Annotated in this window: 21 protein-coding genes and 1 pseudogene; 5 read left to right on the top strand and 17 right to left on the bottom strand. The window is 43.7% G+C overall.

Translation table 11 applies throughout. The features are described from left to right. Nucleotides 1–9: 9 nt before the first annotated feature. The gene (locus tag J7I93_RS22085) at nucleotides 10–618 is read right to left on the bottom strand and encodes an FMN-binding negative transcriptional regulator (RefSeq protein ID WP_214728567.1); all 609 of its coding nucleotides are present in this window, start codon (nucleotides 616–618) and stop codon (nucleotides 10–12) included. Nucleotides 619–1,026: 408 nt separating this feature from the next. Beyond that, a pseudogene (locus J7I93_RS22090) lies at nucleotides 1,027–1,143 on the bottom strand (glycerophosphodiester phosphodiesterase family protein); the annotation flags it as partial. A 676-nt stretch (nucleotides 1,144–1,819) separates the two neighbouring features. On the opposite strand from J7I93_RS22090, the gene J7I93_RS22095 reads away from it, so the two are divergent. Next, a complete protein-coding gene (locus J7I93_RS22095) occupies nucleotides 1,820–3,424 on the top strand; it encodes a phosphodiester glycosidase family protein (RefSeq protein WP_214728568.1) in 1,605 nt (534 codons plus the stop codon). Between the two features lie 159 nt (nucleotides 3,425–3,583). Here the strand turns inward: J7I93_RS22095 and tatC are convergent, their stop codons facing one another. The 3 genes from tatC to J7I93_RS22110 form a co-directional block, all read right to left on the bottom strand. Continuing rightward, the gene (gene tatC, locus J7I93_RS22100) at nucleotides 3,584–4,309 is read right to left on the bottom strand and encodes a twin-arginine translocase subunit TatC (protein ID WP_214728570.1); all 726 of its coding nucleotides are present in this window, start codon (nucleotides 4,307–4,309) and stop codon (nucleotides 3,584–3,586) included. Between the two features lie 52 nt (nucleotides 4,310–4,361). After that, entirely contained in the window at nucleotides 4,362–4,562 is a 201-nt protein-coding gene (locus J7I93_RS22105) for a twin-arginine translocase TatA/TatE family subunit (protein ID WP_214728572.1), read from the bottom strand. 342 nt (nucleotides 4,563–4,904) lie between these two features. Continuing rightward, entirely contained in the window at nucleotides 4,905–6,524 is a 1,620-nt protein-coding gene (locus J7I93_RS22110; RefSeq protein ID WP_214728574.1) for a PhoX family protein, read from the bottom strand. A 403-nt stretch (nucleotides 6,525–6,927) separates the two neighbouring features. On the opposite strand from J7I93_RS22110, the gene J7I93_RS22115 reads away from it, so the two are divergent. Then, nucleotides 6,928–8,532: an alkaline phosphatase D family protein gene (locus J7I93_RS22115; RefSeq protein ID WP_214728576.1), complete on the top strand. Its 1,605-nt coding sequence runs from the start codon at nucleotides 6,928–6,930 to the stop codon at nucleotides 8,530–8,532. Between the two features lie 380 nt (nucleotides 8,533–8,912). Here J7I93_RS22115 and J7I93_RS22120 read toward each other — a convergent pair whose 3' ends face one another. Next, complete coding sequence (locus J7I93_RS22120; protein WP_214728578.1) at nucleotides 8,913–9,845, bottom strand: D-2-hydroxyacid dehydrogenase; 933 nt, start codon at nucleotides 9,843–9,845, stop codon at nucleotides 8,913–8,915. Nucleotides 9,846–9,919: 74 nt separating this feature from the next. After that, nucleotides 9,920–10,390, bottom strand: a complete 471-nt coding sequence (locus tag J7I93_RS22125; protein ID WP_214728580.1) for a DinB family protein — start codon at nucleotides 10,388–10,390, stop codon at nucleotides 9,920–9,922. A 210-nt stretch (nucleotides 10,391–10,600) separates the two neighbouring features. Between J7I93_RS22125 and J7I93_RS22130 the strand changes: the two genes are divergently transcribed. After that, complete coding sequence (locus J7I93_RS22130) at nucleotides 10,601–10,729, top strand: LysM peptidoglycan-binding domain-containing protein (protein WP_214728582.1); 129 nt, start codon at nucleotides 10,601–10,603, stop codon at nucleotides 10,727–10,729. Nucleotides 10,730–10,913: 184 nt separating this feature from the next. Here J7I93_RS22130 and J7I93_RS22135 read toward each other — a convergent pair whose 3' ends face one another. The 5 genes from J7I93_RS22135 to J7I93_RS22150 form a co-directional block, all read right to left on the bottom strand. After that, complete coding sequence (locus J7I93_RS22135; RefSeq protein WP_214728584.1) at nucleotides 10,914–11,150, bottom strand: hypothetical protein; 237 nt, start codon at nucleotides 11,148–11,150, stop codon at nucleotides 10,914–10,916. Nucleotides 11,151–11,187: 37 nt separating this feature from the next. After that, nucleotides 11,188–11,427: a hypothetical protein gene (locus J7I93_RS22140; protein WP_214728600.1), complete on the bottom strand. Its 240-nt coding sequence runs from the start codon at nucleotides 11,425–11,427 to the stop codon at nucleotides 11,188–11,190. A gap of 203 nt (nucleotides 11,428–11,630) precedes the next feature. Next, nucleotides 11,631–13,247, bottom strand: coding sequence for a M20/M25/M40 family metallo-hydrolase (locus tag J7I93_RS22145; RefSeq protein ID WP_214728586.1), 1,617 nt, complete (start codon nucleotides 13,245–13,247; stop codon nucleotides 11,631–11,633). Continuing rightward, complete coding sequence (locus tag J7I93_RS25260) at nucleotides 13,244–13,393, bottom strand: hypothetical protein (protein ID WP_214988734.1); 150 nt, start codon at nucleotides 13,391–13,393, stop codon at nucleotides 13,244–13,246. The genes J7I93_RS22145 and J7I93_RS25260 overlap by 4 nt, the downstream gene beginning before the upstream one ends. Nucleotides 13,394–13,398: 5 nt before the next feature. Further along, the gene (locus J7I93_RS22150; protein WP_214988732.1) at nucleotides 13,399–13,890 is read right to left on the bottom strand and encodes an aminotransferase class I/II-fold pyridoxal phosphate-dependent enzyme; all 492 of its coding nucleotides are present in this window, start codon (nucleotides 13,888–13,890) and stop codon (nucleotides 13,399–13,401) included. Between the two features lie 349 nt (nucleotides 13,891–14,239). Here J7I93_RS22150 and J7I93_RS22155 point away from each other — a divergent pair, with 349 nt between their 5' ends. Then, nucleotides 14,240–14,701, top strand: coding sequence for a CBO0543 family protein (locus tag J7I93_RS22155; RefSeq protein ID WP_214988731.1), 462 nt, complete (start codon nucleotides 14,240–14,242; stop codon nucleotides 14,699–14,701). Nucleotides 14,702–15,711: 1,010 nt separating this feature from the next. Here the strand turns inward: J7I93_RS22155 and J7I93_RS22160 are convergent. The 5 genes from J7I93_RS22160 to J7I93_RS22180 all read right to left on the bottom strand — a co-directional run bounded on the left by J7I93_RS22160 (nucleotide 15,712) and on the right by J7I93_RS22180 (nucleotide 22,290). Then, on the bottom strand, nucleotides 15,712–16,557 hold the full coding sequence (locus J7I93_RS22160) for a hypothetical protein (RefSeq protein ID WP_214728588.1): 846 nt from the start codon (nucleotides 16,555–16,557) through the stop codon (nucleotides 15,712–15,714). Between the two features lie 592 nt (nucleotides 16,558–17,149). Next, nucleotides 17,150–18,115 carry a carbohydrate kinase family protein gene (locus J7I93_RS22165; protein ID WP_214728596.1) on the bottom strand — a complete coding sequence of 322 codons (966 nt, stop codon included), beginning with the start codon at nucleotides 18,113–18,115 and terminating at the stop codon, nucleotides 17,150–17,152. Between the two features lie 20 nt (nucleotides 18,116–18,135). After that, complete coding sequence (locus tag J7I93_RS22170; RefSeq protein ID WP_214728590.1) at nucleotides 18,136–19,617, bottom strand: glycoside hydrolase family 32 protein; 1,482 nt, start codon at nucleotides 19,615–19,617, stop codon at nucleotides 18,136–18,138. Between the two features lie 60 nt (nucleotides 19,618–19,677). Next, a complete protein-coding gene (locus J7I93_RS22175; RefSeq protein WP_214728598.1) occupies nucleotides 19,678–21,129 on the bottom strand; it encodes a sucrose-specific PTS transporter subunit IIBC in 1,452 nt (483 codons plus the stop codon). A gap of 165 nt (nucleotides 21,130–21,294) precedes the next feature. Beyond that, the gene (locus J7I93_RS22180) at nucleotides 21,295–22,290 is read right to left on the bottom strand and encodes a LacI family DNA-binding transcriptional regulator (protein ID WP_214728592.1); all 996 of its coding nucleotides are present in this window, start codon (nucleotides 22,288–22,290) and stop codon (nucleotides 21,295–21,297) included. 439 nt (nucleotides 22,291–22,729) lie between these two features. Here J7I93_RS22180 and J7I93_RS22185 point away from each other — a divergent pair, with 439 nt between their 5' ends. Continuing rightward, nucleotides 22,730–24,334: an alkaline phosphatase D family protein gene (locus tag J7I93_RS22185; protein ID WP_214728594.1), complete on the top strand. Its 1,605-nt coding sequence runs from the start codon at nucleotides 22,730–22,732 to the stop codon at nucleotides 24,332–24,334. Nucleotides 24,335–24,401: the final 67 nt, after the last annotated feature.

Below are 24,401 nucleotides of genomic sequence, written 5' to 3' on the forward strand. Positions count from 1 at the left end.
CCATTGCCATTATCGATTTAAGTTTTCTTTCATTAAGGCTGAATTTTGATGCTCATCAGTATTTGGAATTTGTTCCAGCTGATTAACAATGAGCTCCTGCCGCTGCCGGGAATGGTTTTGGCTTAATTTCGCCTTCCCTTCTATCCTATTAATCTTAATTTTAAACCCTTGTACTCCTTTATTCATGCCGGCAAGAAACTCGGGGTCAATTTCCTGCAAATTATAGGTGCTATCAGGCGCTTCATATTTCAATACCATATCTTCCAGTGAACCCATTAACTCGTTTTCATCTTCAATAAGTTCAACTTCACCATACACATGAACGGCTGTGTAATTCCAGGTTGGGACGGCTTTATTGGTCTCATACCAGGATGGTGAAATATAGCAATGAGGACCGTGGAAAATCACCAGTACAGTTTGATCCAGGATATCCTTCCACTGGGGATTCGGACGGGCAAAATGTCCATATAAATATGTATTTTCCCTGTTTAAAATTAGCGGCAAATGCGTGGCAAATGGCTGACCATTGTGCTGGGAAAAAAGAGTGGCAAAGCTATTCTCCTTTATTATAGTAAAGGCTTCTTCCTCACTGATCTTAAAGTGCTTAGGTATATACATGAAAAATCTCCTTTCCATTTGAATGGCTCTGTTAAGTTTGCCTGTTGATTTCAGCACGAGGCACTCCCTTTCCGCGGGCGATCCGGGAGCCTGAAGAATCAATTCAAAAAAACACGACAGTGTTAGCCCCGCCTTCGCTAAATACCATGATGGCCACAAATACTATCCAACTGTTTTCATTATAAATAAATGAAAACGCCCACATTATCCACTGTAACTCTTCTTCGTTCTTCGACAATATCAGTATAAGCCATTTAAAAATAAAATTCCCTGCTTTCATGTAAAGCAGGGTTCCTTTAGATTGATACGGCTTTTTTAACTATGGTTTCCAAAAGCCAACACACCAATAATCCCAAACAAAATAAGGAGCAGCAGCTACCCCTTTTCTTTAACTCTTTTACAAGAATATTAGTTTCTAGGATCAACATAATCCGGATAATCAGTAATGATCGCATCAACATCCATTTTGAATAGAAAGTCTGCTGCTTCTTGACTGCGTACCGTCCAAAATCCAATTTGCATGCCAAAAATCGGCCTTTTTCCTTACGTTTTTTACAAATTGCATGATTAATAGAATAGAAATGCACGATCGCTCCATTTTACCTATAATCGAGGATAGAGAGTAATCATTTTCCTCTTCAGCAGTTTTGCTTCATTAAGTAACGCCTACCCGCTTAATTTCCTTTATTCTTATTCCTGCAAAAAGAGACCTTGTCACTCAATCATGTGACAAGGTTTCTTATTTTCTTATACTCTTCCATATTTTTCTCATTTTCTCGTCATCTTCATCACCACAAAACATAACAGTATTAGCCCCGCCTTCGCTAAATACCATGATGGCCACACCCGCCATCCGCCTATTTTTATTATAAATGTAAACGCTTACAAATTCAATTATAACTGTTCTTCAATTTTCGACAAATACAGGTATAAGCCATTCATTTCTTACTTATTACATAAGTGAAAGCTTTTGTGCACTAGCAGCTTGATTAACATTTTTTGCACATAACTTTAACAAGCCTGCCAAGTTAGTGGAAGGAACCTTTTAATAGATTTAATTTTACAAAGCTCAACAAACCTTAACACCGCTGCAAAGAGAGATTAACGTTTGGTTAATACCTGTTTATTATACTTTGGGTAATTGTTCAATCAAAAGGAATCTCAGCTTGAATTCCACCATTACATATAAGGAGTGAAAAAATTGAACAAATCACTGAAAAAAGCCATCATCCCTGCAATTGCATCCATCAGTTTAACCTCCGTTCTGTTTGCAGGCCCTGTTCAGGAGCTGCCGGCCAGTGCAAAATCGGAAGGTCAGCAGCAGCTGCAGGCGGAGAAAGAAAAACTGCCGCTTGGCCTTCCCTATTTAAAGGAACAAAGAACCACCGAAAGCCTTGCCCCTGGAGTTACTTACACAAGGATCACGAGGGGTGAAGAGTCTGAAAAGGATTTTTACACCGTTGATGTTGATTTTATCGAAACACATGAAAAGGCCAAGGCTTTGGCTAAAAAGCTGAAATCAGAAGGGTTTAATCCGCGTATCGACCGGATTGCCGACCGGGCCATGGATGACAAGGAAATAGGCCCTCTCGGTTATCTGGTCCGGGTCGGAGCATTCCAGACTGAAGAGGCTGCCAAAGAGCTTCAGCAACAATTGTCCGTGAATGGCTATACTGGCCTGCGTACAGTCTATACCGGCGAGGATGGACAGCAGACTACCGGCCCGTGGGTTCTAAATGTACTTGAAGTCGATCCGGATACATTTAACGGAACCATTTTACCGGAGCTCGGAAAAGATAAGGTCCAGGAAAAAGAAACCCTTACTGAGATGGCTGGCAGGAATAACGCACTAGCTGGAATCAATGGAGGCTACTTTGTGGTAGGAAACAAGGATGGAACCCCTGGTGATCTTGCCGGGATTTCAGTTATGGACGGAAAACTGGTAAGTGAAGCGGTAAATGGCCGCTCAAGCCTTATTCTTCCTTCAGCAAACACAGACGCTGATATTGCCTCCGTCTCTTCTTCCCAGACGGCCATATCATCTGACGGGGCAGCACGGGAAGTGGATGGTTTGAACCGTAAACCAGGCTTGATCCGGGGCTGCGGAGGCACAGGAGGAGATACCCCGACCGAGAACCCGAAGCATGATTATACGTGCATAGACGAAAGTGAGCTCATCCATTTCACTCCGGTATTTGGCAATGAAACGGAAGCCGGTGATGGCGTTGAAGCCGTGCTGAATGAGGCCGGTGAAGTAATCGCGCTTCGCACACAGCGGGGCGGAGAAATCCCAAGGGAAGGCTCCGTTCTGGCTGGAACCGGAGAGGCAGCCCAGTGGCTTGAAGCCCATGCTCAAGTTGGCATGAACCTCCAGGTGAAAAATGAAGTGACAGCGGACGGAAAGTCATTATCATTAGAACAAACCGCTGGTATTATAAACGGAGGCCCGCGTTTGCTTGAAAACGGAAAAATCTCCATCAACGCAGCGGCAGAAGGCTTTCACTGGGAAGAAAACCCGGAATTCTATTACCGATTTGGAGAACGCCGCAACCCAAGAACCCTTGCTGGAGTAAAAGCAGATGGAACCCTCCTTTTCGTAACAGTGGATGGACGGGCTCCTGGGCTAAGTGTCGGAGCAAACTTTGAAGAGAGCGCCAGGATCATGAAATCGCTGGGTGCAGTGGATGCCCTCAACCTTGACGGTGGCGGCTCCACTTCCATGACAGTCGGCAATACACTGGTCACAAGACCATCTGACCAGACAGGTGAACGGCCGATTGCTGACGCGATCCTATTGCTTCCATAAGATGAAGCTAATTTAATCAAACGTTTGATTAAAAAAACCGTCTTTAATAAAGGGAGTCAGCGTATTGTTCGCTGGCTCCCTTTTTTCGTATCCATCTCCCCGGAAGAACCTCCAAAAAAATACCCCTGCTCTTTTAATTAGCAGGGGCAGATCCTTTTATCAGCACATCGACATTTCATCCATCAGCTTTTTCTTATAAACCATTTTGGAAATCGCCACACTCACTTCATAAAGGAGAAGCAATGGAACAATAACCAGTATATCCGAGATAAAATCAGGCGGTGTGATCAGAATTGAGATGACGATGAGAGCGAAATAAGAAAGTTTCCTCGACTTTGCAAGTCTATTGGGATTGAGGATTCCAAGCTTCGTTAAAAACATCACGACAAGGGGCATCTCAAATAGAACGCCAAATGGCAGAGTCAGGTTAATCATGAACCTGAAATATTTATCTGCTGTGAACATCGTTTCAAACTGACCCGCTGACAAGTGTGTTAAGAATCCGAGGACAATTGGAAACAGGACAAAATAACCAAAGGATAGTCCGGCAATAAATAGAAGAAATAAGCCCGGTATAAAGCCTAAAGTAACTCGGCGCTCTTCCTTCTTTAAAGCCGGCGCCACAAATCTCCATGCCTGATAGGCAGCTACAGGAATCGTGGCTGCGATGGCAATCACACCGGAAAGGATCATGTATACCCATAAGATGTCACTAGGACCCAATATGGCCAGCTTTCCGTCAAGGTCCCTTATTAACCATTTATAAATATCCTGTACAAAGACAAAAGCAGCAATCATAAAAAGAATGAATGCGATTAAGGTTTTAATGATTCGCTGGCGTAGCTCCTCCAAATGTTCAATAAGATGCACATCATTGTTTTCCACCGTGGACACCTCCCGTATAAAAGAAATAGACGAGTTTCCCCGTCTAACATGATTAAGATATGACTGATTTTTTCTGTTTCTTTTCGTCTTCCTCATGATCCTCACCGGATACCAGGCCCTTTGTGGCACTCTTGAATTCCGTTAACGTCCGGCCAAAGGCCCGTCCGATTTCAGGCAGCTTGGAAGGACCAAAAATAATCAAAGCGATCACAAGAACTAAAACCAATCCGGGAATCCCTATATTTTGAAGCATGCTTTATCTTCCTCTCTTTACATTGCTTGTTTTGTTTTCCGCTGCGGAAGATAATTAAAAAGCTTAAAATCCGCTTTATTCCCGCAAATGCGGCAGTTGGCATATTGGCAATCCATTCGGTCATTTTCAGAAATGGGATAAATATGAGGAAGATCTATGACCTTTAAAGCTTCCTTCACGTGTTTTTTACAAGAAAAAACCATCTCAGGTGCTCCCTCCATATATTATTGGCTTGGCTGAAAACTGGATTTCCCGCTTTCACCTTCTTTAAGGAAAGAGGAGCAGCTTCCTCCCTTTCACCATAGCATGGTTCCTGCTCCGCTTGCCTGTTTTTCACCATTGTTATTTACTGAAACTTCCGCCTTGTACGGCAACCAGACAAGAACGTCCAAAATCGTATCCAGGGGCAGGATTCCAAGTATCAGGATGCTGGACATCAAGGAATAAAGTACGTTCATCCGGTGTTAACCAAGGGCCGGTTACTTCGCATCCTTTTGGACCTGATGCAAATTGGTGAGGAACCCCATAGCTTTTCCCATCCGTAGGAATCATGAATACTCCGCAGTTTTTATATGCTGCATACACATTGTCTTCCGTTGCGCCGTAATCCTCCACCACCCACAGGTTTCCTTTGCTGTCAAAGTGAAGATTATCAGGACAGGTAATGCCGCTTTGCTGTCCTCCCGCAACAAAAACCTCAAATGTAAAGGAATCACTTCCATGGTCCCCATCTGCAGGTGCAAACCGGACAATTTGACCATGGAAATTTCCGTGCCCGGAGTTATTGGTTAATGCTAAAAACACAGTTCCGTCATGAGGGTGGATTTCCACATCTTCCGGACGATCCAATTTTGTTCCCCCAACTGCCCTGGCTGCAGCACGTGTGTTTGTTAAGACATCAGCCTGGTCAGCGAATTGGCTTTTTAGTGCAGAATTAGAAGCATAATCAAGCGCAATCCATTTTTGTTTGCCGAGGTTTGCTACATATAAGGTTCCGTTTTCTAAAATATCAAAGTTCGCCGCACGGTTGTTTGGATTGAATTTCTTATCACTAATGAATTTGTAGAAACACTCATCACCTTTATCATCACCCATGTAAACAACGACTTTGCCATCTCCGGTTAATCCCATTGCTGCATTTTCATGTGCAAAACGGCCAAGTGCTGAATGCTTGCGTACAGGCTTTTTCGGATCAAACGGATCCACCTCGACAACCCAGCCGTAATGAGTTTCATCGAAATTAGGCCAGCCATAAGAGCTTCCATATCCTGTATTCTCCTCACAGGATAAAGCGGTATTCCATAAAGTACGTCCGCCGCTGCAGTTTCCCAGTGATCCAAACACTTTTGTAGCCCCATTTACAGCTTTGCTTCCACGTGCAGGACCCGTTAATTCAATCGGTGTTGTCCCATCAACACGGCGGTTATAGGCATCATTCTTCACAAGCTTCCATTCGCCATTTTCTTTCTTTACATGAATAACGGAGCCGCCCACAGCTTCTTTCTCCATTTTAAGAAGCTCTGGATAGTTTGAAAGATTTTCTTTCTTAAAAGTTGCTTCGTTAATCCCTAACATCTTCATATAGTTGCCTGGCTCGGGAAATTCATGATTGACCCAGATTAAGCCCTCTTCTGAATGATTTCCCCCTTCTAAACTATCAATTGGGAAATAAACAGTAAGATCCGCTGCATCCCCGAATTTCTCGCCTTTTGAATTAATCACATCGCCATAAGAGGCGATAATATTGTACTTGTAGCCGTTTGGCAGCACTAATTCGTTTTCCCATGTACGGCTGACAGGTTTGAAAGGAGCGGTAAGCGGCTTGCCCTGCCCTGAAGGCTTGCCATTCATTAAATGATTGGCAGTCATAGCGTTTCCTGTTAAGGCGCCAATTCCTGTAGAGGCTGCAACTAAAGCTGCAGTTGTGCTTCCAGCATAGGTTAAGAATAAACGACGATCCATAGAATGATTCTCCTTTATATTCATTTTTTTATGTACAAATGAATTATAGATAACGAGAAACAGAATGTTAATAAAGGCAGGGTAAAGAATTGTAAAAGAGTTATAAATATTTTAATTATTTGTAAATTTTGCGCAAAACGGCATCTATTCTATTTTTTAAAAAATCGGACAGCCTTTGAGCTCCTCTATTAAACTCCCGGAATCCCCTAATGGTCTGTATTCGCTTCAAGCTAAAGAAACCCCAATACTGTTAATTTTTTTACAACTTTTACGCTAATGTTAGTTAGTTATAGATTGTTTATACATTCGGTAAATTACACCATTTACACCCCGATTCTATGTTATCTATTAAATGTCAGAACGATCTGACATCTGATAAATGATTACATAAGGAGTGGAAGAAATGAGTTATGAAAACTGGTTAAAGGAATTCAATTCAAAAACATTTACACGAAGGTCGTTTTTAGGCACCTCGAGCAAAGCAGCCCTCGCTGCTGCAATAAGCCTCACGATTCCCCATTCATTGTCCAAAAAGGGTGTGGAGGCTTCCTTTGCCTTCAATGCATATCCATTTACGCTGGGGGTTGCTTCAGGGGATCCCTTACCGGATGGAGTCGTTTTATGGACAAGGCTGGCACCTGAACCTGCTGCGGCAGATGGATTAGGCGGAATGCCCGATAAAAACATCCGTGTAGAGTGGGAAGTAGCGGAGGATGAACAGTTTAAAAGAGTAGTAAAGCACGGAACAGAAGTTGCCATGCAGGAACTTGCTCATTCCGTGCATGCAGAAGTACATGGCCTAAGGCCGGGAATGGAGTATTATTATCGATTCAAAGCGGGAAATGAAATCAGTCCTGCCGGAAGGACAAAAACGGCTCCGGCTTGGGGAGCACATGTGAACAGCCTTTCTTTTGCCTTCGCATCCTGTCAGGCCTGGGTGGGAGGACGCTATGCCGCTTACCATGACATGGCACAGCAGGATCTCGATTTTGTTCTCCACCTTGGGGACTATATTTATGAAAAAAGGGACACGGCAACCCTTGCCGACTTCCGCAACCAGCATGCCCTTTACAAGACTTCTCCTGACCTACAGCAGGCTCACGCTGCGTTTCCGTTTATCGTGACCTTCGATGATCACGAAATCGAAAATAACTGGGCAAATGATATTTCACAGCCGGATGGAGAAGAATCCAACCAAAACTTTCTGGCCCTTCGCGCTGCAGCTTTTCAGGCTTATTATGAACACCTGCCGCTCAGGCTTCGATCCAAGCCGCATGGCTCCGATATGATTCTTTACCGTCAATTCACATATGGGAATTTAGCTGAGTTTAATGTTTTGGATACGCGCCAATACCGGGATGACCAGTTAAGGGACGGTTTTCCGAGTGCGCCGCTGGATCCTGAAGCACAGAGCCCTTCTAGAACCATGATGGGCTCCAAACAGGAGCAATGGCTATTGAAAAATCTGGAGCAGTCCAAAGCCCGCTGGAATGTCATTGCCCAGCAGACCATTATGGCTCAATATGATTATGATCCCGGTTCAGGAATCAGTGTCAATCATGACCAATGGGACGGCTATGCAGCCGAACGCGATCGAATTTTAAAGTTTATCAAGCAGCACCGTCCTTCCAATCCGATTGTCCTTGCCGGCGACTGGCATTCAAGCTGGGTCAACGACTTGAAGGCGGACTTCCATAATCCTTCCTCAGAGACGCTTGCAACAGAGTTTGTCGGAACCTCCATCAGTTCAGGCTGCGGCTGGAAGGATAATGTGGAAGCGGCACTTTCCGCTAACCCGCACGTCAAGCTCTTTAATGGCGACCTGCGCGGATATGTTCGCTGCGATTTAACCCATGATTCGTGGAAAACGGACTTCCGTGTGGTTTCTTCCCCTGGCGACCCAAATGCACAAGCTTTCACGATGTCATCTTGGGTGGTTGAAAGCGGAAAACCTGGTGCAGTGGAAATTGGGGCTTCCAAATATAATAAAGTTGGAGTACCAGTATAGTAAAGCGAGCCTTGAGATAATAAATTGAAGACGGATCCCAAGCGGGTTCGTCTTTTACTGTCTGCTCTCAAAAATATTTAAGGATATTACTTACTTTTGAAAAAACATACTCAGATTCTTTTATATGATATTCCCTAAAGTACCAAGTTTATATTAAAATTGCAGGGAATTTGTTACTAATGCAGCAAACATATAAACTAGTGGACTTTTCAATCAGGTAATCCAATCGACAATGGATTAGAAATTCTTTTTCATAAAAAAGGGCACCTTTCTTGTTACTGAAAAGTGCCCGATGGCTTAATAACTTTACTTCTGTTCTGTGATGAAAACGAAATGCTAAAAATCCGAATAATGCTTCTCCATCAATGGTTCCCACCTCATTAATACCCCTTCAAAAAATCCACCCTATTAGGCAAAGCTTCATTATTTTCGATTCTCTTCAACGTATCCAAAAAGCATGCGATCGCTTCATTCAGCTCTGTCACAGCTGATATATGAGGAGTGATGACGATATCGTCTCTTTCCCACAGCGAGGACGTCTCCGGCAGCGGTTCTGTTTCAAGAACATCTAACACTGCGTAACGGATCTTTCGGGAATTTAGCGCTTCAATGAGGGCTATCTCGTCCACGGTCTGGCCTCTGCCAACATTGATAAAGGCAGCTCCGTTTAGATTGCTGAAAAACGTACGATCAAATAGCTTACTTGTTTCATTTGTCAAAGGCAATGTGCTGATAATCCAATCTGCCTCTGCAGCCAAGGTGCTTGCAGAGCTGGTTTCCGCCACCTTTTGAAAATACTCCTTTTGCTTGCCGCTCTGCGAGACGCCGTAAACGGTGGCTCCAAAGCTTGAAAACACCTTGGCAACCTCCTGTCCAATCTCCCCTGTTCCAAATATCACAATCGTTTGATCTTTCACCATTTGCGGCGTTTTTGGAGCCCATTTCTTCTCCCTTTGTTTTTTTTCAAAGTAGTGATGAAATTGAAGATCTCTCAATACATAGCTTAAACAATACTCGCTAATTCTTTGTCCAAACGTGCAAACCGTTCGGGTTAGAAGGATATCATGATCCTTCCATCCGTCAATTTCCATAAAGTTATTTACACCTGCATTAAAGGAATGCACCCATTTAATTTCGGCAAAGCGGAAGCCTGGACATGGCTTGAAGCCGACATAGGTATCTGCCCACGACAAATCCTCTTCTGTAATCTCATCAATCTGCTTAAAACGAAAGCTCTGAGGTGTTTTAGCTGGCAGCTGTTCCTGGAACTCCTTTTCATAGTTTCCTGCAACCAGTATATTATGTATGTTCATTAGGCTTCCCCCATCCTTTTATTAGGCAGAATAACTTTGAAACTCCTGTCAAAAAAAAATCTCTCTTAAATCAGTCAACGATCTGATGGCCACGATCCTTGCATTTTTCTTAATTGAATAATTTGTCCTGTATGATAAGCATCATGAAGCATGATGTCCAGTAATTTCCCCTCAAGTGAATTTTCGTCAAGATCCCGGTCAGAAATTGTACTCAATACCTCTCTTAGATTGCGTTGAGCGCTTTCGGAACGTTCAACGACTTTCTCCCATTCCTTATTATCAGTAGATTGATCGGTGAGATAAAAGGTTTCATTACCATCGAGGTTAGTTGTCCATTCACGGCCTTCCAAGTTTGCAGCAAGTCTTTCTTTGTAATAAATAAGATGATTAACGTTCTCCCAAATGGTTTTAGTTGCCTCTCCAGAAGGTTTCCAGATAGCTTGTTCTGCTGTAAGTCCTTCTATAGCATGTTTAAATGGAGCATACCAACTCTCCTTATCGAATGTTGAATCCAGTACGTTTAAAAGTAAGTCCATTCGTTTCAACGTCATCGCCTCCTTGAATAATTTAAATATCAAAAACCCCAATAAATTACCTCTGTTAAGATTCTGCATTTTTTATAAAACATCCTGCTATTTCTTATTTAACATTGTGGTCGAAGAAAAACGCTTTCCTTATTTCAGAAAAGCGCAACACGGATATTACAAAGATCCCTGGAATATAGTGTAAAAGATTGATTTCACAAGAGGGGTTCCATGCAAATTCACACGGTGCAAAGAGGAGAAACTCTTTGGGGAATATCTCAGCGGTATGGGGTATCCATTAACGATATTGTAACAGCCAATACACTCGAGGATAACTTTGCCATTCGTAAAATAATATAGGAGAACAGTAGCTAAAGAGGTTAGTTTTTTATAGCCGGCCCCATTGGTAATAAAAATCACATTAGAAAACGAGCTTCGGGTTAATCCCAAGCTCGTTTTAGTTTCTTTTATTAGACCGTCATATAAGTGTATTAAAAAAGCTGCCTAAACTGACTATCAAGTGGTAAAGGCAGCACTAGATTTTTTATTCTTCCTCAGGAACGTTTAAAACCTTAATGGTTTTAAAAGCGGAAATCACTTTAAAGTTTAAATTCCAACTTGACTGAATAACTTCAAATTCTTGGTCATTTACAACAAACTGCATCATTACTTCATTATCCCCATCTATTAAAACGTAGGAATTATTATTCGAAAACAGTTTATAAGCTTTATGTGCTATTAATGTCCATCCATTTAATAACTCGTGACTTTTGTTTACCAAGTTCTTAGCCCCCTTTTTTAAAATTATAACCTACGAGCTAAAGTGTGGGGGGTCTGGCGCCAATTTGTTCTTTTAATTTTGTGTTCCAATAGTTAACAAAAGTGATATAACCATATTTATTAATAAAATAAGGTACGAGCTGCTCACCTCGAAGATGCTTGCGACGGCGAGGAGTGGTTTTCTTGTTGTCTAGTACGTTCTTTCGAAATGTGTGTGCAGCAATCTCACGCACAACACCTTTCATAACTTCACGAATGACTTCAAGAAGTGTTTCCATGAATATCAGCTCCTTCCCTAAAAAAAGGAAAGAAGATCGACAACCAACCACCCTTACAATATTAAGCTGCTAAGTTTATAATATCATAACCACCTAAAACATAATACTAAAAACCAAACAAACATTCCCATTCAAACAGCTAGGATCAAGCACGACTTGGGACGCTGTACCTGTCCCCTTGTCCCACATACTCCTCTGTAAATTTATCCAGACTGATGCTCCAAAATCAAATGCTCCAAAATCTTGGGAAGCTGTTCAAAGGCAAATGGCATATGCAGCCTCTCTGTTTTTTGATGAGCATCCCTGCCGATCGGTCCGACATTGATAACCGGTGCTTTGAGTTGGGCCATTTCCTCAAAAGGGATGGAATACAGCTGCTGTCCTCCTGGAAGGTTTGAATTATAGCTTTCCATTTCAGATAAGTCTCCCTGTAATCCGGCATAGCTTAAATCTGAAATACCGTTAAAATAATCAACTGCATGAAGCACCTTGCCAAACTTCTCCTTGGTAAAGTGAACGAGTGTGTTTGATAGAGACTGGATATCCTTATGCTCTGCTGTATTAATGGCCGGATAATATGGCGGTGCATAGAACAAGACAATCATGGGTCCCAGTTCCTGGCAGAGCATGGATATTTGGTCGGCGATTTGAATGGTTTGTTCGCGAATGTCGCCTTGTGTGTCTCTGGCAATCGACTGCTCCAGAATGGCGATATAATCTTCACTTGTCTTCTTAACAGCAAAATCCCTTAATTGCTCATAGAAAAATACGCGGATAGCTGGAGCTTCATTCATTTCCAGGTTAAATGAACGATACCTTTCTATAATGAAAGTTTCCATTTTCTTGGCTGCGATTTCAGCTGCCCGCTTCATTTCCTCCATCACATCAGCAGGCGTTTTCTTCATTAATAAGAGATTATATAAGCTGACAGAACGATGCGGAATTTGAGTGGAATACTCTTTTTTCAAGTCCTTTTGAAGCAGGAGAGTCGGCGGCGGACTAGTCTTTCCATTCACCGTTTCGCAAAACATTTTATTCCATTCCATTTCCTGTGTGAGTACGGATGACATCCACCCCGCATTGATGCCGGAGAACGGCTCGCCCACATGTGTCTCCCGTCCAAAGCAAAGGGCCCCGGGCATAATTTTCCCGATGGATCCCGTATAAAAATAGTATTTCTCATCCTGGGGAATTTGGGAAAACATTGGCTCTGAATTAAGGAATAGTGTGTACGTTAAATCATATTCTTCCGAAAGATCAAGAAGCTTCGGAATCACTTCCCGCATTCCCCTTGAATTCACCTCTTCATCAGGAACAGTCAGCAAAAGCAGATTGATTTTCCATTCTTCACTGGAAGCCTTCTCGATGAGCGACAGATGCTGAACAAGCCCGCACTTCATATCCATCGTCCCTCTTCCAAACAGCCATTCCCCCGATTCAAGATCGGCCCTTATATCAGCAGGAAGACGGTCAGCACGTTCCTTCATGGCCCTGGTTAACTCTTCCGGATAAAAGGCAAGATGCTTTAAATCGCCATAATCATCAATATCCACAACGTCAAAGTGACTGATCATGACAACGGTTTTACAGGCCTCGTCATGCCTGTAAAGGGCAGTCAGAACAAACCTGCCATCTGCCATCGGATGATTCATTATTTGTGATGGATGTTTTTTAAAATAAGGAATATCCCTTAACAGCTGTTCCACTCTCAGCGGAAAGTGCTTTTCCCCTTCTGTTAAGGTAACACTTGGGATCGATACCAGATCACATAAAGTGTCCCGCAGCTGCTTTGGTGACTGAAATGAATAGTTATGTGTCATGCAAAAGACTCCTTTGCCCTGTAATGATAAATAAAATGTTCAAGCCTGTTTAATCCTTCCTGAAGGACTTCCATGGAATAAGCGTAAGAAATTCGTATATAGCCTTCCCCGTATGGTGTACAGGCACTGCCGGGAACAACGGCCACCCCTCCTAGAGCCCTTTAATCACAATAGTCTTTTCTTTCATACCATCTAAAGAGGCAAAAGAAACATGCCGGCTCCCGAATGTGTTCTTGCTGTAGATTTCATCCGAAATAACATATAAACCCTGTGTCTTTATCCATTCTGCCAGAGGTTCCATCTCCTCTTCTGTCATTATAACGCCTGTTGGATTGGATGGATAATTAAATAAAATCGCTTTCGTTTTATTGGTAACAGCCTGCTTCAATAACTCAAGGTCCGGTTTAAATCCGTTTGCAGAGGTATCCACCAGGACAGGCTTCGCTCCGCACAGTACAATTAATGGAATATAGCCGGGATAAGCAGGAGCTAATACCACTACCTCATCCCCTTCCTCCAAAATGGTTCTGAAAGCGGCATCCAATGCTTCACTGGCGCCAATCGTAATGATGATTTCGTCCTCTGCACGGTAAAAAAGGCCAAAGAGTGTGGTTATTGGGCTGAATAACAGTAATTTCTTCACCTTCTTCATCCTTTAAAAATATTCCAAAACACATTTGGACAAACTATCATTTATGTAAGCACTCCATATTGAACAGCAATAGTTCCGATCCCTTTAAATAATTTCCGTCTCATAATCAAGAATATGGTCCTATTCATTAAGAGGAAGGCATAGATTACTACAGAAAAGCGTCGTTATTAAGGGGCAGTATTAAAGGATAGCACCCCGTGAATGAAACAAGAATTTTGATTTTCCTGATAAGATATTTTAACTATAGGGGGTGTATATATGAAGGACAGAACCATATTGAACCTGTTGACTATATCTGGTATAGCCGAGCCTATTCTTTTTACTGCGAAGAAAAGGTGATATGAAGGATTGGTTTCTTATTTTTTTTATAAAAACTTTAGTTTCTACGATGATGGATGGACCAGTGATAAAAAGAAAGTATTTACAATACCCGCATCGCTATTTTCCAAAATTATTTGATTCAAACATTGTGTTTTTATACATTTTATTTCCTTTATCCTGTGTCATGTATAATCAATTTTCCTATAAAATGAAGCCGTTAAAAACCATTTTAAGTGTTTTCCTTTTTAGCGGACCAATGACGCTTTTTGAGAATTGGCTTGAAAAGAATACCGGTTTAGTAAAATACAATAAGGGCTGGAATAGCTATATTACCTTTACTGTCCTTTCTTTTACTTTCTTGCTTGTTAAAGGATGCATTGAGGGCATTCGTTTCTTAGATAAAAAAATGGACAATTCCTCAATGGCTGCTGAGCGAAAGAATTTACACAAAGTTAGAATAGATTCAGGTACCTTTTTTTAGACCAGACCAATTATTGGTCTTTTTTGTTGCGGTCTTGTTCCGTTAAAATGCCCTTTTCATAAAGAAAGGGCCTCTCTTGTTCGAGAAATGCGACCGGGTGCGGAAGATCCATTCATGTTTTCTTAGCGTGAAAATTCCCGAACTTTGTATAGTCTAATGACGCATCTTGCTCTTCTCTTTTAGAGATAACTTGATCTTTTATTATTTAATTGCTTTACACGCTTCGATATTTTCTTTTATTTTTCGGGAAATAAAATGATTTTTATGTCACTATTTCTGCTTTTAGTTAAGAGAGCTTTTTTAAAACTGCTCCAAAGCTTTACAAAACAGCCACCTGCCAAGACTTTGAACTAATCAATCAAACGTTTGATTAAATCTTTGGGCCCAATCTAACAAATAAATATCTTCAGAGATTTCGTGAAACATATCTATGAAGCAAGAAGATCCGGGTGGTACCTAGTACCAATTCAGTTATTCACAATAAGCAACTTCATCTAAGTCATTTTATCAACCATATCCCTTCAATGCCTTTTCTGCCGACCTCGCTTTCTTTGATGCCCCTCTCCTCTAAAAACATGTAGCCTACACGGAAGTTTGAGTGTTATTTGCGATGGCTCAGCCGACACGAGGCTTTTGGTCCAATTAAAAATTGAGCTAACCGCGAAATATATATTCCCAACAAACCTTGCTGCAAAAATCAGCAAGGTTTTATCTGTTTTACACTTCAACACGGATGTGAGTTAGGCACACTGGCTTAAGCTAACAAAAGAGTGGCTGTGCAGAATTGATCCTGATGAGCTGGTGCTAAATCTATTTCTTAAAAAAGGCAAAATCCCGCCTCCTTCCAATCCTCATAATTTCTTTCTTTCATCACAGATAATATGTTACTAATGCAGAAACATCCACACTAATGGAATTATATTAGATACTACCGCCAACAGACAAACTCATGTATCCGGGGTCATACCCTCATCCTTTTATTCAAGATGATAATACAGCTTCATCCAGGTTTAATCCCAGCAGCTTATTTTGTCCCAAGGCTCTTCTAACACATTGCCTTCGATGATTTCCACGATGTTCTCCCTTTGAATGCAGCCATTCTGGAACATTACTTCAAGTTCCATCCCATCCACTTTTTCATTTTTGAAGTCGGCCTGGTAGTGCCACTTACGCCCCTCATATTCAGTATCGGCTTTCCCCTTCAATGGAACCCTTTTCCCCTTTTTATCGGTATAGAGAACCATGGCTACTTCCTTCACATCGAACAAATCGAAAGCAGGCTTTTGATGCTGCCATACCTCCAGTTCAACGGCGAGAATCCTCCCGTTCTCCTGCATGTGAAAACTCATGATCTCCGGATAAAGCGCTATCATGCGATACAATTCGAACGGAATCGGTTTAATGTCGTCTGCTCTCTGAACCGAACCATCGCTCATAATTCGATACTCATACTCTCGGGCTGGATGCAGCCGAAATTCTGTCTTATATTCGTTATCCCCTGTTTTCTCCGCCAGCTGTTTGATCCATTTTCCGTTCCTTTCTCTGTATTGTATATACACGTCTGCGTCCTTTTCGATTTCCCTGAAAGACCATTTTAGACCAAGAGAAACTTCACGCCCGGTTGTTTTTTCGTTATTAGCTTCGAACTCTTCTGAACTGACCCATTTTTGCTTTTCTTTCATTTCATAGATTTCACTTTGAAGTGAGCTGATTTCGCTGTTAAGAAAGCTTGCATTCGCTGCCGTTTCCTCTATTTGATATCTTAATTCTTCCGTTACGTGATTTAATCTTAGATTGAACAAAACAAACCCAATGAATAGCATGATCGCTACAATGGTGTATGACTTTCGATTCATCCCATCCCTCCGCATTCTCTGATTCTTTCCTTTTTTAAAACAAAGCAAAAAGCCGGCACCTGCCAGCTTTTTAATCGTGTCCTTTGCATGATCTATTTTTTTACTTTTGCAGCCACTCTTTATATTGTATGTCGATCCACACTTCAAAAGAACCCGGCAATTTTTGTTTAGCTTTTCTATTGCTTTTAAAAAAAATAGGGTTATTAGAACTACACCGCTTTTCTATCCTGGATATCTACTTTACTTTTCTTTTTTACAATCTTTGAAATCCTGGAAAAAAAATGAAGAAAGAACTGCTAGTACTAAAATGAGCCCCGAAATCAGTTGTGTTATGAAAGATAAATAGTAACCCTTTAAACACAGGGACGGTTCCTCCGTGCCCCATCCTTAAAAACAAGAATCAAAGAAACCCCAAAAATCCTCGCAGCCTGGCGCAGGCATAACCGTCAATCCCTTTACTTTTTGCAATACTTCATTTCTTTTTGCCATAGGTAAACTTTTTACCTGCGCATTTCCAATGGTCTCAGCAGTTCCTATAAAACATGGGGACACACCTTCTCCCTCCTTAAAAAAAGCAAAAGGTACGTCCCCACTATCCGATGATTGCCTCCACTGCCCCCTTGGTCGGCAGGGCAGAAATAGCGCCTTTTCCCGTTGTAGTGAGCGCTCCACTCGCGTTGGCGAACTGGAGGATGCCTGCTTGGTTGGCCCGCAATACTTCTTCCACATTTGCTGGAGTTGCTTCAAGCTCAAGCAGTTGGTATAAAAATCCCCCAATGAACGCATCCCCCGCTCCGGTTGTGTCCACCGCTTCAACCGTATATCCGCTCGATTCATACTTCTCTTCTTTTAAATACAAATCCGCACCGGCAGCACCCTTTGTATAAACCACGGCCTTCACATTCCCAACGAACAGCGATTGAATCGCTTCCGGTTCCTCTTTGATTCCTGAAATAAACTCAAGCTCTTCATCTGAAATCTTGACGATATCAGCAAATGGCAAAAATTCGAGAATGGCACGGCGGCAGTCTTCTGCCTCCTTCCAAAGCGGAAGCCGCACATTCGGGTCAAACGAAACCAATCCGCCCGCTTTCGCCACAGCTCCGATGGCTTTCTTATGAGCCTGCTTCATCGGGCTCTCAACGAGATCCACCGAGCAAAAATGAAGAATATCCCCTTTCTGGAACCACTCGGGCTCGATTTCCTGCTCACTCAGCAGCAAATCGGCGGAGGGATTACGGTAAAACGAGAAATCCCGTTCACCGTTTTCCTTTAGCGAGACAAAGGCCAAAGCAGTATTCGCTTCTCCGGTCCGGTAGACTTTATCCGTCTCCACTCCGGCTTCTGCGAGCTTTTCGACCAGAAAGTCGCCAAACGCATCGTTCCCCAATTTCGAAATCATCGCGGATTTCTGGCCATAGTTGGCAACAGCCGCCGCCACATTGGCCGGTGCCCCGCCTGGTGCTCTCTCAAAAGAGACAACATCCTTCAAGGCCACTCCCTTTTGAACAGGAATAAAATCAATCAACACTTCACCAATTGAAAAAAGCTTTCCCATTTTGTCACCTCTATTATCTCTCAAGGTTTTATGATATCCCATTTAACGGCTTCGACGTTTGTTGCACCGCCACGGGCAAACACACGAATTCCATTGCTAGTTTCACTCGGGAAAATCCTTCCGGTAAAGACTTCCTCCCCATTATTCACAAAAACTTCAATGGAAGAAACATCGACAAAGATGCGGAACGAAATTTTTTCAGCGTCCAGCCCACATTTCCGTACAGTGCCAAACTCCTCTGCAAAGGATGCTCCTGAATGAGTCCGGTCGAAGACCACCTTTTTCGTGACGGCATCATATTTAATCACCGTTTTCTGACTCTCTCCCACTCGGAGCTCCAATCCAAATTCGTCCGCCGTGCTTCCGGAGAATTCAGCGAGAAGTTCATACACTTCTCCCTCAAACCCTTCCAAACCAACTGTTTCATCCTCGACTGTCCGGCTTGCTTCTGCCTTTTCCCCGCGGAGCGCCTCCAGCTCAGCAACCGGCTGCTGAAGCAGCTTCCCACCTTTTATAGAAAGCTCCCGCGGCAGTGTCAAACAATGCGCCCAGCCGTTTTTATCCGTTGGATAGTCGATTTCCGGAAGTCCCATCCAGCCGACTAAAATCCGCCTTCCCTGAGGATCCTGCATGGTTTGCGGCGCGTAAAAATCAAAGCCGCGGTCCAGCTCATGAAAAGCACCGTGTTTAAGCTCAGCTTTCTCCATATCGAGCGGACTTCCGATCACATACCCCGACTGATAAATATTCTGATAGGAATCATCCTCCGCTTTCAAGCCTTGCGGGGAGAAAAGCAACACGCCCTGGCCTTCCAGCTCGAAATAATCCGGACATTCCCACATATAGCCGAAATGTTCACCAAGCCCGGTCTTGATTTCTCCGGCAAACTGCCAATCTTTCAAATCCTGTGAGTGGTATAAAACAACCGTTCCCGTCTCATTTTCCCGCTGGGCTCCAATCACTGCAAAGAACCGGTCTCCATCCTTCCACACCTTTGGATCCCGAAAATGGTCGGTATAGCCCTTTGGAACTTCGGCAATGACAGGCGCATCCATTTTCGCCATGCTCCCATCCTGACTCATTACAGCCATACATTGATACGGGTGGCGCACCCAATTTTCATTACGTGTATTTCCTGTATACATTAAAAACAATTTCCCCTCATGCTCGATCCCGCTGCCTGAGTATGCTCCATGGCTGTCAAATTCTTGTGACGGCTTAATGGCCATTCCAACGTTTTCCCAATGAACAAGGTCTTTAGATTTCGTATGATACCAATGCTTTAATCCATGAACAGGCCCAAGCGGAAACCATTGATAGAACATATGATATTCCCCGTTGTAATAACTGAAGCCATTTGGATCGTTTAATAGTCCTGTCTCCGGCTGAATATGAAAAGACTGGCGCCACGGACATTGATTCACCAGCTCTGCTAGCCCGGCAAGCTCTTCCCCTGTTACGTCATCCATGCTCCTGTACCGCTGCTCTTTTGTCCACTCCATGCTGTGTCACTCCTAATACAGAAAGGAGAATCGCGGGATTCTCCTTTTCATTCTTTTTTATTATGCTGCTTTATAAGATTGCTGCTGCTTGACTGTTTTTTTTTCATCTCTTTTTGCTAAAACAATCGTGACGGCAAAGGCGACGGCGAACGCGATGGCCATGCCGATGATATAGGAAATAATGACATCCGGGCGAATCGAGATGATTCCGGGAAGGCCGGCTGCCCCTAGTGCAGTGGCTTTTACCTTGAACAACGTCGCAAAGCCGGAGCCGACCGCCGAACCAATAATCGCTCCGATAAATGGATAGCGCAGTTTCAGGTTAATTCCAAACATCGCCGGTTCTGTAATTCCCAGCAAGGCGGAAATTCCGGCTGCCGAAGCCGTTCCTTTGATTTTCGCATTTTTCGTCGTTTTTAAGACGGCAAGGGTTGCTGCGCCCTGTGCGATGTTGGACATTGCGGCGATGACAAAGATAAAGGATCCGCCCGTCTTCGCAATGTCGGCAAGCAGCTGTGTCTCAACGGCAATAAAACTATGGTGCATCCCTGTAATAACAATAGGTGCATAAAGCAGGCCGAAGATAATTCCGCCAATCATCCCTGTTGTGTCATACATCCAGACAATTCCATCTGTTAATAGATTACCAGCGGAGCGTGTAAGCGGACCTACGAATGTGAAAGTCAAAACGCCGGTAATAAAGATGGAGAATAGCGGTGTTAACAGATTGTCCAATGCAGATGGAACAACTTTGCGCAGTGCTGTTTCGATTTTAGCCAGAATGTAGGATGCGGCGAGCACCGGAAGGACTGAACCCTGGTAGCCGACCTTTTCAATTTCGAGGCCAAATATATTCCAAACGGGTACTTCATTATTCAGCAGAGCCGCCCCGTATCCGTACCCATTCAGCAGGTCCGGGTGAACCATCAGCATTCCGAGCGTGGCGCCAAGGAAAGGATTCCCGCCAAACCGTTTCGTGGCAGAGAAACCAATTAATATCGGCAAAAAGACAAAGGCTGCATTTGCAAAGGTGTTAATGAGTGCGGCCAAATCGGCCATTTCAGGATTGGCATCCACCAATGATTGTCCCTCAATAAACAAGTCCGGGGCGGTGAGAATATTGTTAATTCCCATCAGCAAGCCTCCAGCGACTATCGCCGGGATGATTGGAACGAAAATATCGGACAGCATTTTGACAAACTGCTGGATCGGATTAAGCTTCTTTGTGGCCGCTTCTTTCACGTCACTTGTGGACATTTCACTTTGCCCTGTCAGCTCCGTCAAGTGCTTATACACTACGTTAACTGTGCCAGAGCCTAAAATAATTTGAAACTGGCCTCCGGTTGAGAACGTTCCTTTCACTGCATCCATTTTATCGAGCGCTTCCCGGTTAACGGCTGATTCATCCTTTAATACAAGACGCAAGCGTGTGGCACAGTGTGCAGCAGCCGAAACATTATCCGGTCCGCCAATGGCTTCGAGAATTTCCTGCGCGATATGTTTATGATCCATCATGATCCCTCACTTTTTCACTTGATTAGGAACCGGTTCCATTTGACGTTAAAAAAAAAGAAAAGTGCAATCCGCGGAACCGGTTCCATTCTAGGCTAAAAAAATAATTGACTAAAACAAGAAACCGAATTCATTTTATCGATGGAACCGGTTTCGTTGTTTTTATTATAGAGTCTGCCCGGAGACATTGTCAACGCTTTCACGCTCAATTATTTCATATTTTGAAATGGAAACTTTCTCCACTGGCAGTTCCTTAACCAGCTCCACCATTTGTCTAGCCGCCTTTTCTCCTGCTTCTTTATAAAAAAACTTGGCCGTCGTTAGAGCTGGATGGATAATTTCGGTCACGTCATAGCCGCCGAAGCCTGTCACCGCCAGATCCTTTGGAATGCTGAGCCCCTCTGCGTACGACGCCTTCATCACTCCAAGGGCAATATTATCGGTCGCGCAAACAAAGATGGAAGGACCGAATTCCTTGATAATCTCCCGTGCACTCGCCTGTGCGGCGGGAATCTTGAATAATGTCTCATAAAAGCGAACCTCGCAATTCTCCACCTCTTGAATCGCTTTTTTAAAGCCCTGCTTCCGCTTCACCCCTACCGCAATATCACGTTCCGTGACTCCCAAGTAGGCAATTCTACGATAGCCTTTTTCAAGCACATACCTTCCCATCTCATACCCGGCATGAAAATCATCATGGATAATGCTATGGAAGTTCTCATGCTCCTGCCCGATCAGCAGAACAGGAACGTTGACCGTTTCAAAGGCCTCGATATGCTCGTCCGTGATTTCGGTCGCAAGCAAAATAATCCCCGCCATCTTTTGTTTGGCGAAGCTATAAATGCTTTCAATTTCCCGCTCCCGGCTTTGGCTGGTGTTGGAAATCAGCATCTGGTAATTCATTTGTTTCAGCTGTTCATCAATCCCAATCAAAGTTTGCGAAGCAGCATACGAATCCAGCCGCGGGACAATCGTGCCAATAATATTCGTTTTCTTGGCCTTTAGGCTCTGAGCAAACGGGTTCGGTGTATACCCGGTTTCCCTGATTGCCTGTTCAATTTTCTTCCTCGTCGCTTCCCCGACAGACCCGCCATTTAAATAGCGGGAAACCGTACTCTTCGCCACACCGGCAAGCCTGGCAATATCCAAAATTGTACTCATAATCCTCAACCTCATTTCATGGGACCGTTCTACTGCTTGCTCTCCCACTATAGTATCATAAAAATACGGATCACAAGACCGTCTGACCAGACAGGTGAACGGCCGATTGCAGATGCTATTCTTTTGCCTCCATAAAGGTAAATTTCTTTAATCAAACGTTTGATTGAAAAATTTCATAACGAGAGTCAGCGGTCTAATTCGCTGGCTTTTTTCTATTGAATATCGGACAGCATTTTTTAAAAGAAGGTTCCTTACCCCCTTACCTCCTTCCTTAAGCCCATGCTTGTTAATTTTTTTACAGTATTTTACGCCAATGTTAGTTAGTTATAGATTGTTTATACTTTCGGTAAATTCCGCCATTTCCTCTCTGAATCTATGTTATCTATTAAATGTCAGAACGATCTGACATCATTTCATAAATACATAAGGAGTGGAAAAAATGAGTTATGAAAAATGGTTAAAGGATTTCAATTCGAAAGCAGTTACCCGGCGGTCGTTTATCGGCACCTCCAGCAAAGCAGCACTGGCCGCTGCGCTAAGCCTTACGATCCCCCAATCTTTGGCTGCAAAGGGCGTGGAAGCATCTTTTACCTTTAACGCCTACCCATTTACTCTCGGTGTCGCATCAGGTGATCCCCTGCCGGATGGAGTCGTATTATGGACAAGGCTTGCACCCGATCCTGCTGCGGCAGATGGCTTAGGCGGCATGCCCGATAAAAACATTCGTGTAGAGTGGGAAGTCGCAGAGGATGAACAGTTTAATAGAGTAGTAAAACACGGAACAGATGTTGCCATGCAGGAGCTTGCGCATTCCATCCATGCAGAAGTACATGGCCTTAGGCCGGGAATGGAGTATTATTATCGATTCAAAGCCGGTAACGAAATCAGTCCGGTCGGCAGGACGAAAACGGCTCCTGCTTGGGGAGCGCATGTAAACAGCCTTTCTTTTGCCTTCGCCTCCTGTCAGGCCTGGGTAGGAGGACGCTATGCCGCATACCGTGATATGGCCCAGCAGGACCTCGATTTTGTTCTCCACCTTGGGGACTATATTTATGAAAAAAGGGACACGGCAACACTTGCCGACTTCCGCAACCAGCATGCCCTTTACAAGACTTCTCCTGATCTGCAGCAGGCTCACGCTGCGTTTCCGTTTATCGTGACCTTCGATGATCACGAAGTCGAAAATAACTGGGCAAATGATATTTCACAGCCGGATGGAGAAGAATCGAACCAGAACTTTCTTGCCCTTCGCGCTGCAGCTTTTCAAGCCTATTATGAGCACCTGCCGCTCAGGCTTCGATCCAAACCGCATGGCTCTGATATGATTCTTTACCGGCAATTCACATATGGAAATTTAGCAGAATTTAATGTTTTAGATACACGCCAATACCGGGATGACCAGTTAAGGGACGGTTTTCCGAGTGCGCCGCTGGATCCTGAAGCACACAGCCCTTCAAGAACGATGATGGGCTCCAAACAGGAGCATTGGCTATTAAAAAATCTGGAGCAGTCCAAAGCCCGCTGGAATGTCATTGCCCAGCAAACCATTATGGCTCAATATGATTATGATCCCGGTTCGGGAATCAGTGTCAATCATGACCAATGGGACGGCTATGCGGCCGAACGGGATCGGATTTTAAAGTTTATCCAGCAGCATCGCCCTTCCAATCCGATTGTCCTTGCCGGCGACTGGCATTCAAGCTGGGTCAACGACCTGAAGGCTGACTTTACGAATCCTTCCTCAGAGACACTTGCAACAGAGTTTGTCGGCACTTCAATCAGTTCAGGCTGCGGCTGGAAAGACAATGTGGAAGCAGCACTTTCTGCTAACCCGCACGTAAAGCTCTTTAATGGCGACCTGCGCGGATATGTACGCTGCGATTTAACACATGATTCATGGAAAACCGACTTCCGGGTGGTTTCTTCCCCTGGCGATCCGAATGCACAAGCCTTTACGATGTCATCGTGGGAGGTTGAGAATGGAAAACCGGGTGCATCGGAAATTGGGGTATCGAAATATAATAAGGTTGGGGTAACGGTATAGAAAGCCAAGCTAGTCTTTAACACTTTATTGTATGTGGGGCCAGGCACACTGGCCTTGCATTAATGTA

Origin of the sequence: Bacillus sp. ISL-47 (genome assembly GCF_018613175.1) — a bacterium.
Classification (GTDB): domain Bacteria; phylum Bacillota; class Bacilli; order Bacillales; family Cytobacillaceae; genus Cytobacillus.

Coding starts and splice junctions, on each gene's coding strand:
- J7I93_RS22085 (WP_214728567.1), bottom strand. CDS start 618: ATGTATATACCTAAGCACTTTAAGATCAGTGAGGAAGAAGCCTTTACT.
- J7I93_RS22105 (WP_214728572.1), bottom strand. CDS start 4,562: ATGCTTCAAAATATAGGGATTCCCGGATTGGTTTTAGTTCTTGTGATC.
- J7I93_RS22110 (WP_214728574.1), bottom strand. CDS start 6,524: ATGGATCGTCGTTTATTCTTAACCTATGCTGGAAGCACAACTGCAGCT.
- J7I93_RS22115 (WP_214728576.1), top strand. CDS start 6,928: ATGAGTTATGAAAACTGGTTAAAGGAATTCAATTCAAAAACATTTACA.
- J7I93_RS22120 (WP_214728578.1), bottom strand. CDS start 9,845: ATGAACATACATAATATACTGGTTGCAGGAAACTATGAAAAGGAGTTC.
- J7I93_RS22130 (WP_214728582.1), top strand. CDS start 10,601: ATGCAAATTCACACGGTGCAAAGAGGAGAAACTCTTTGGGGAATATCT.
- J7I93_RS22140 (WP_214728600.1), bottom strand. CDS start 11,427: ATGGAAACACTTCTTGAAGTCATTCGTGAAGTTATGAAAGGTGTTGTG.
- J7I93_RS22145 (WP_214728586.1), bottom strand. CDS start 13,247: ATGACACATAACTATTCATTTCAGTCACCAAAGCAGCTGCGGGACACT.
- J7I93_RS22155 (WP_214988731.1), top strand. CDS start 14,240: ATGAAGGATTGGTTTCTTATTTTTTTTATAAAAACTTTAGTTTCTACG.
- J7I93_RS22160 (WP_214728588.1), bottom strand. CDS start 16,557: ATGAATCGAAAGTCATACACCATTGTAGCGATCATGCTATTCATTGGG.
- J7I93_RS22165 (WP_214728596.1), bottom strand. CDS start 18,115: ATGGGAAAGCTTTTTTCAATTGGTGAAGTGTTGATTGATTTTATTCCT.
- J7I93_RS22170 (WP_214728590.1), bottom strand. CDS start 19,617: ATGGAGTGGACAAAAGAGCAGCGGTACAGGAGCATGGATGACGTAACA.
- J7I93_RS22175 (WP_214728598.1), bottom strand. CDS start 21,129: ATGGATCATAAACATATCGCGCAGGAAATTCTCGAAGCCATTGGCGGA.
- J7I93_RS22180 (WP_214728592.1), bottom strand. CDS start 22,290: ATGAGTACAATTTTGGATATTGCCAGGCTTGCCGGTGTGGCGAAGAGT.
- J7I93_RS22185 (WP_214728594.1), top strand. CDS start 22,730: ATGAGTTATGAAAAATGGTTAAAGGATTTCAATTCGAAAGCAGTTACC.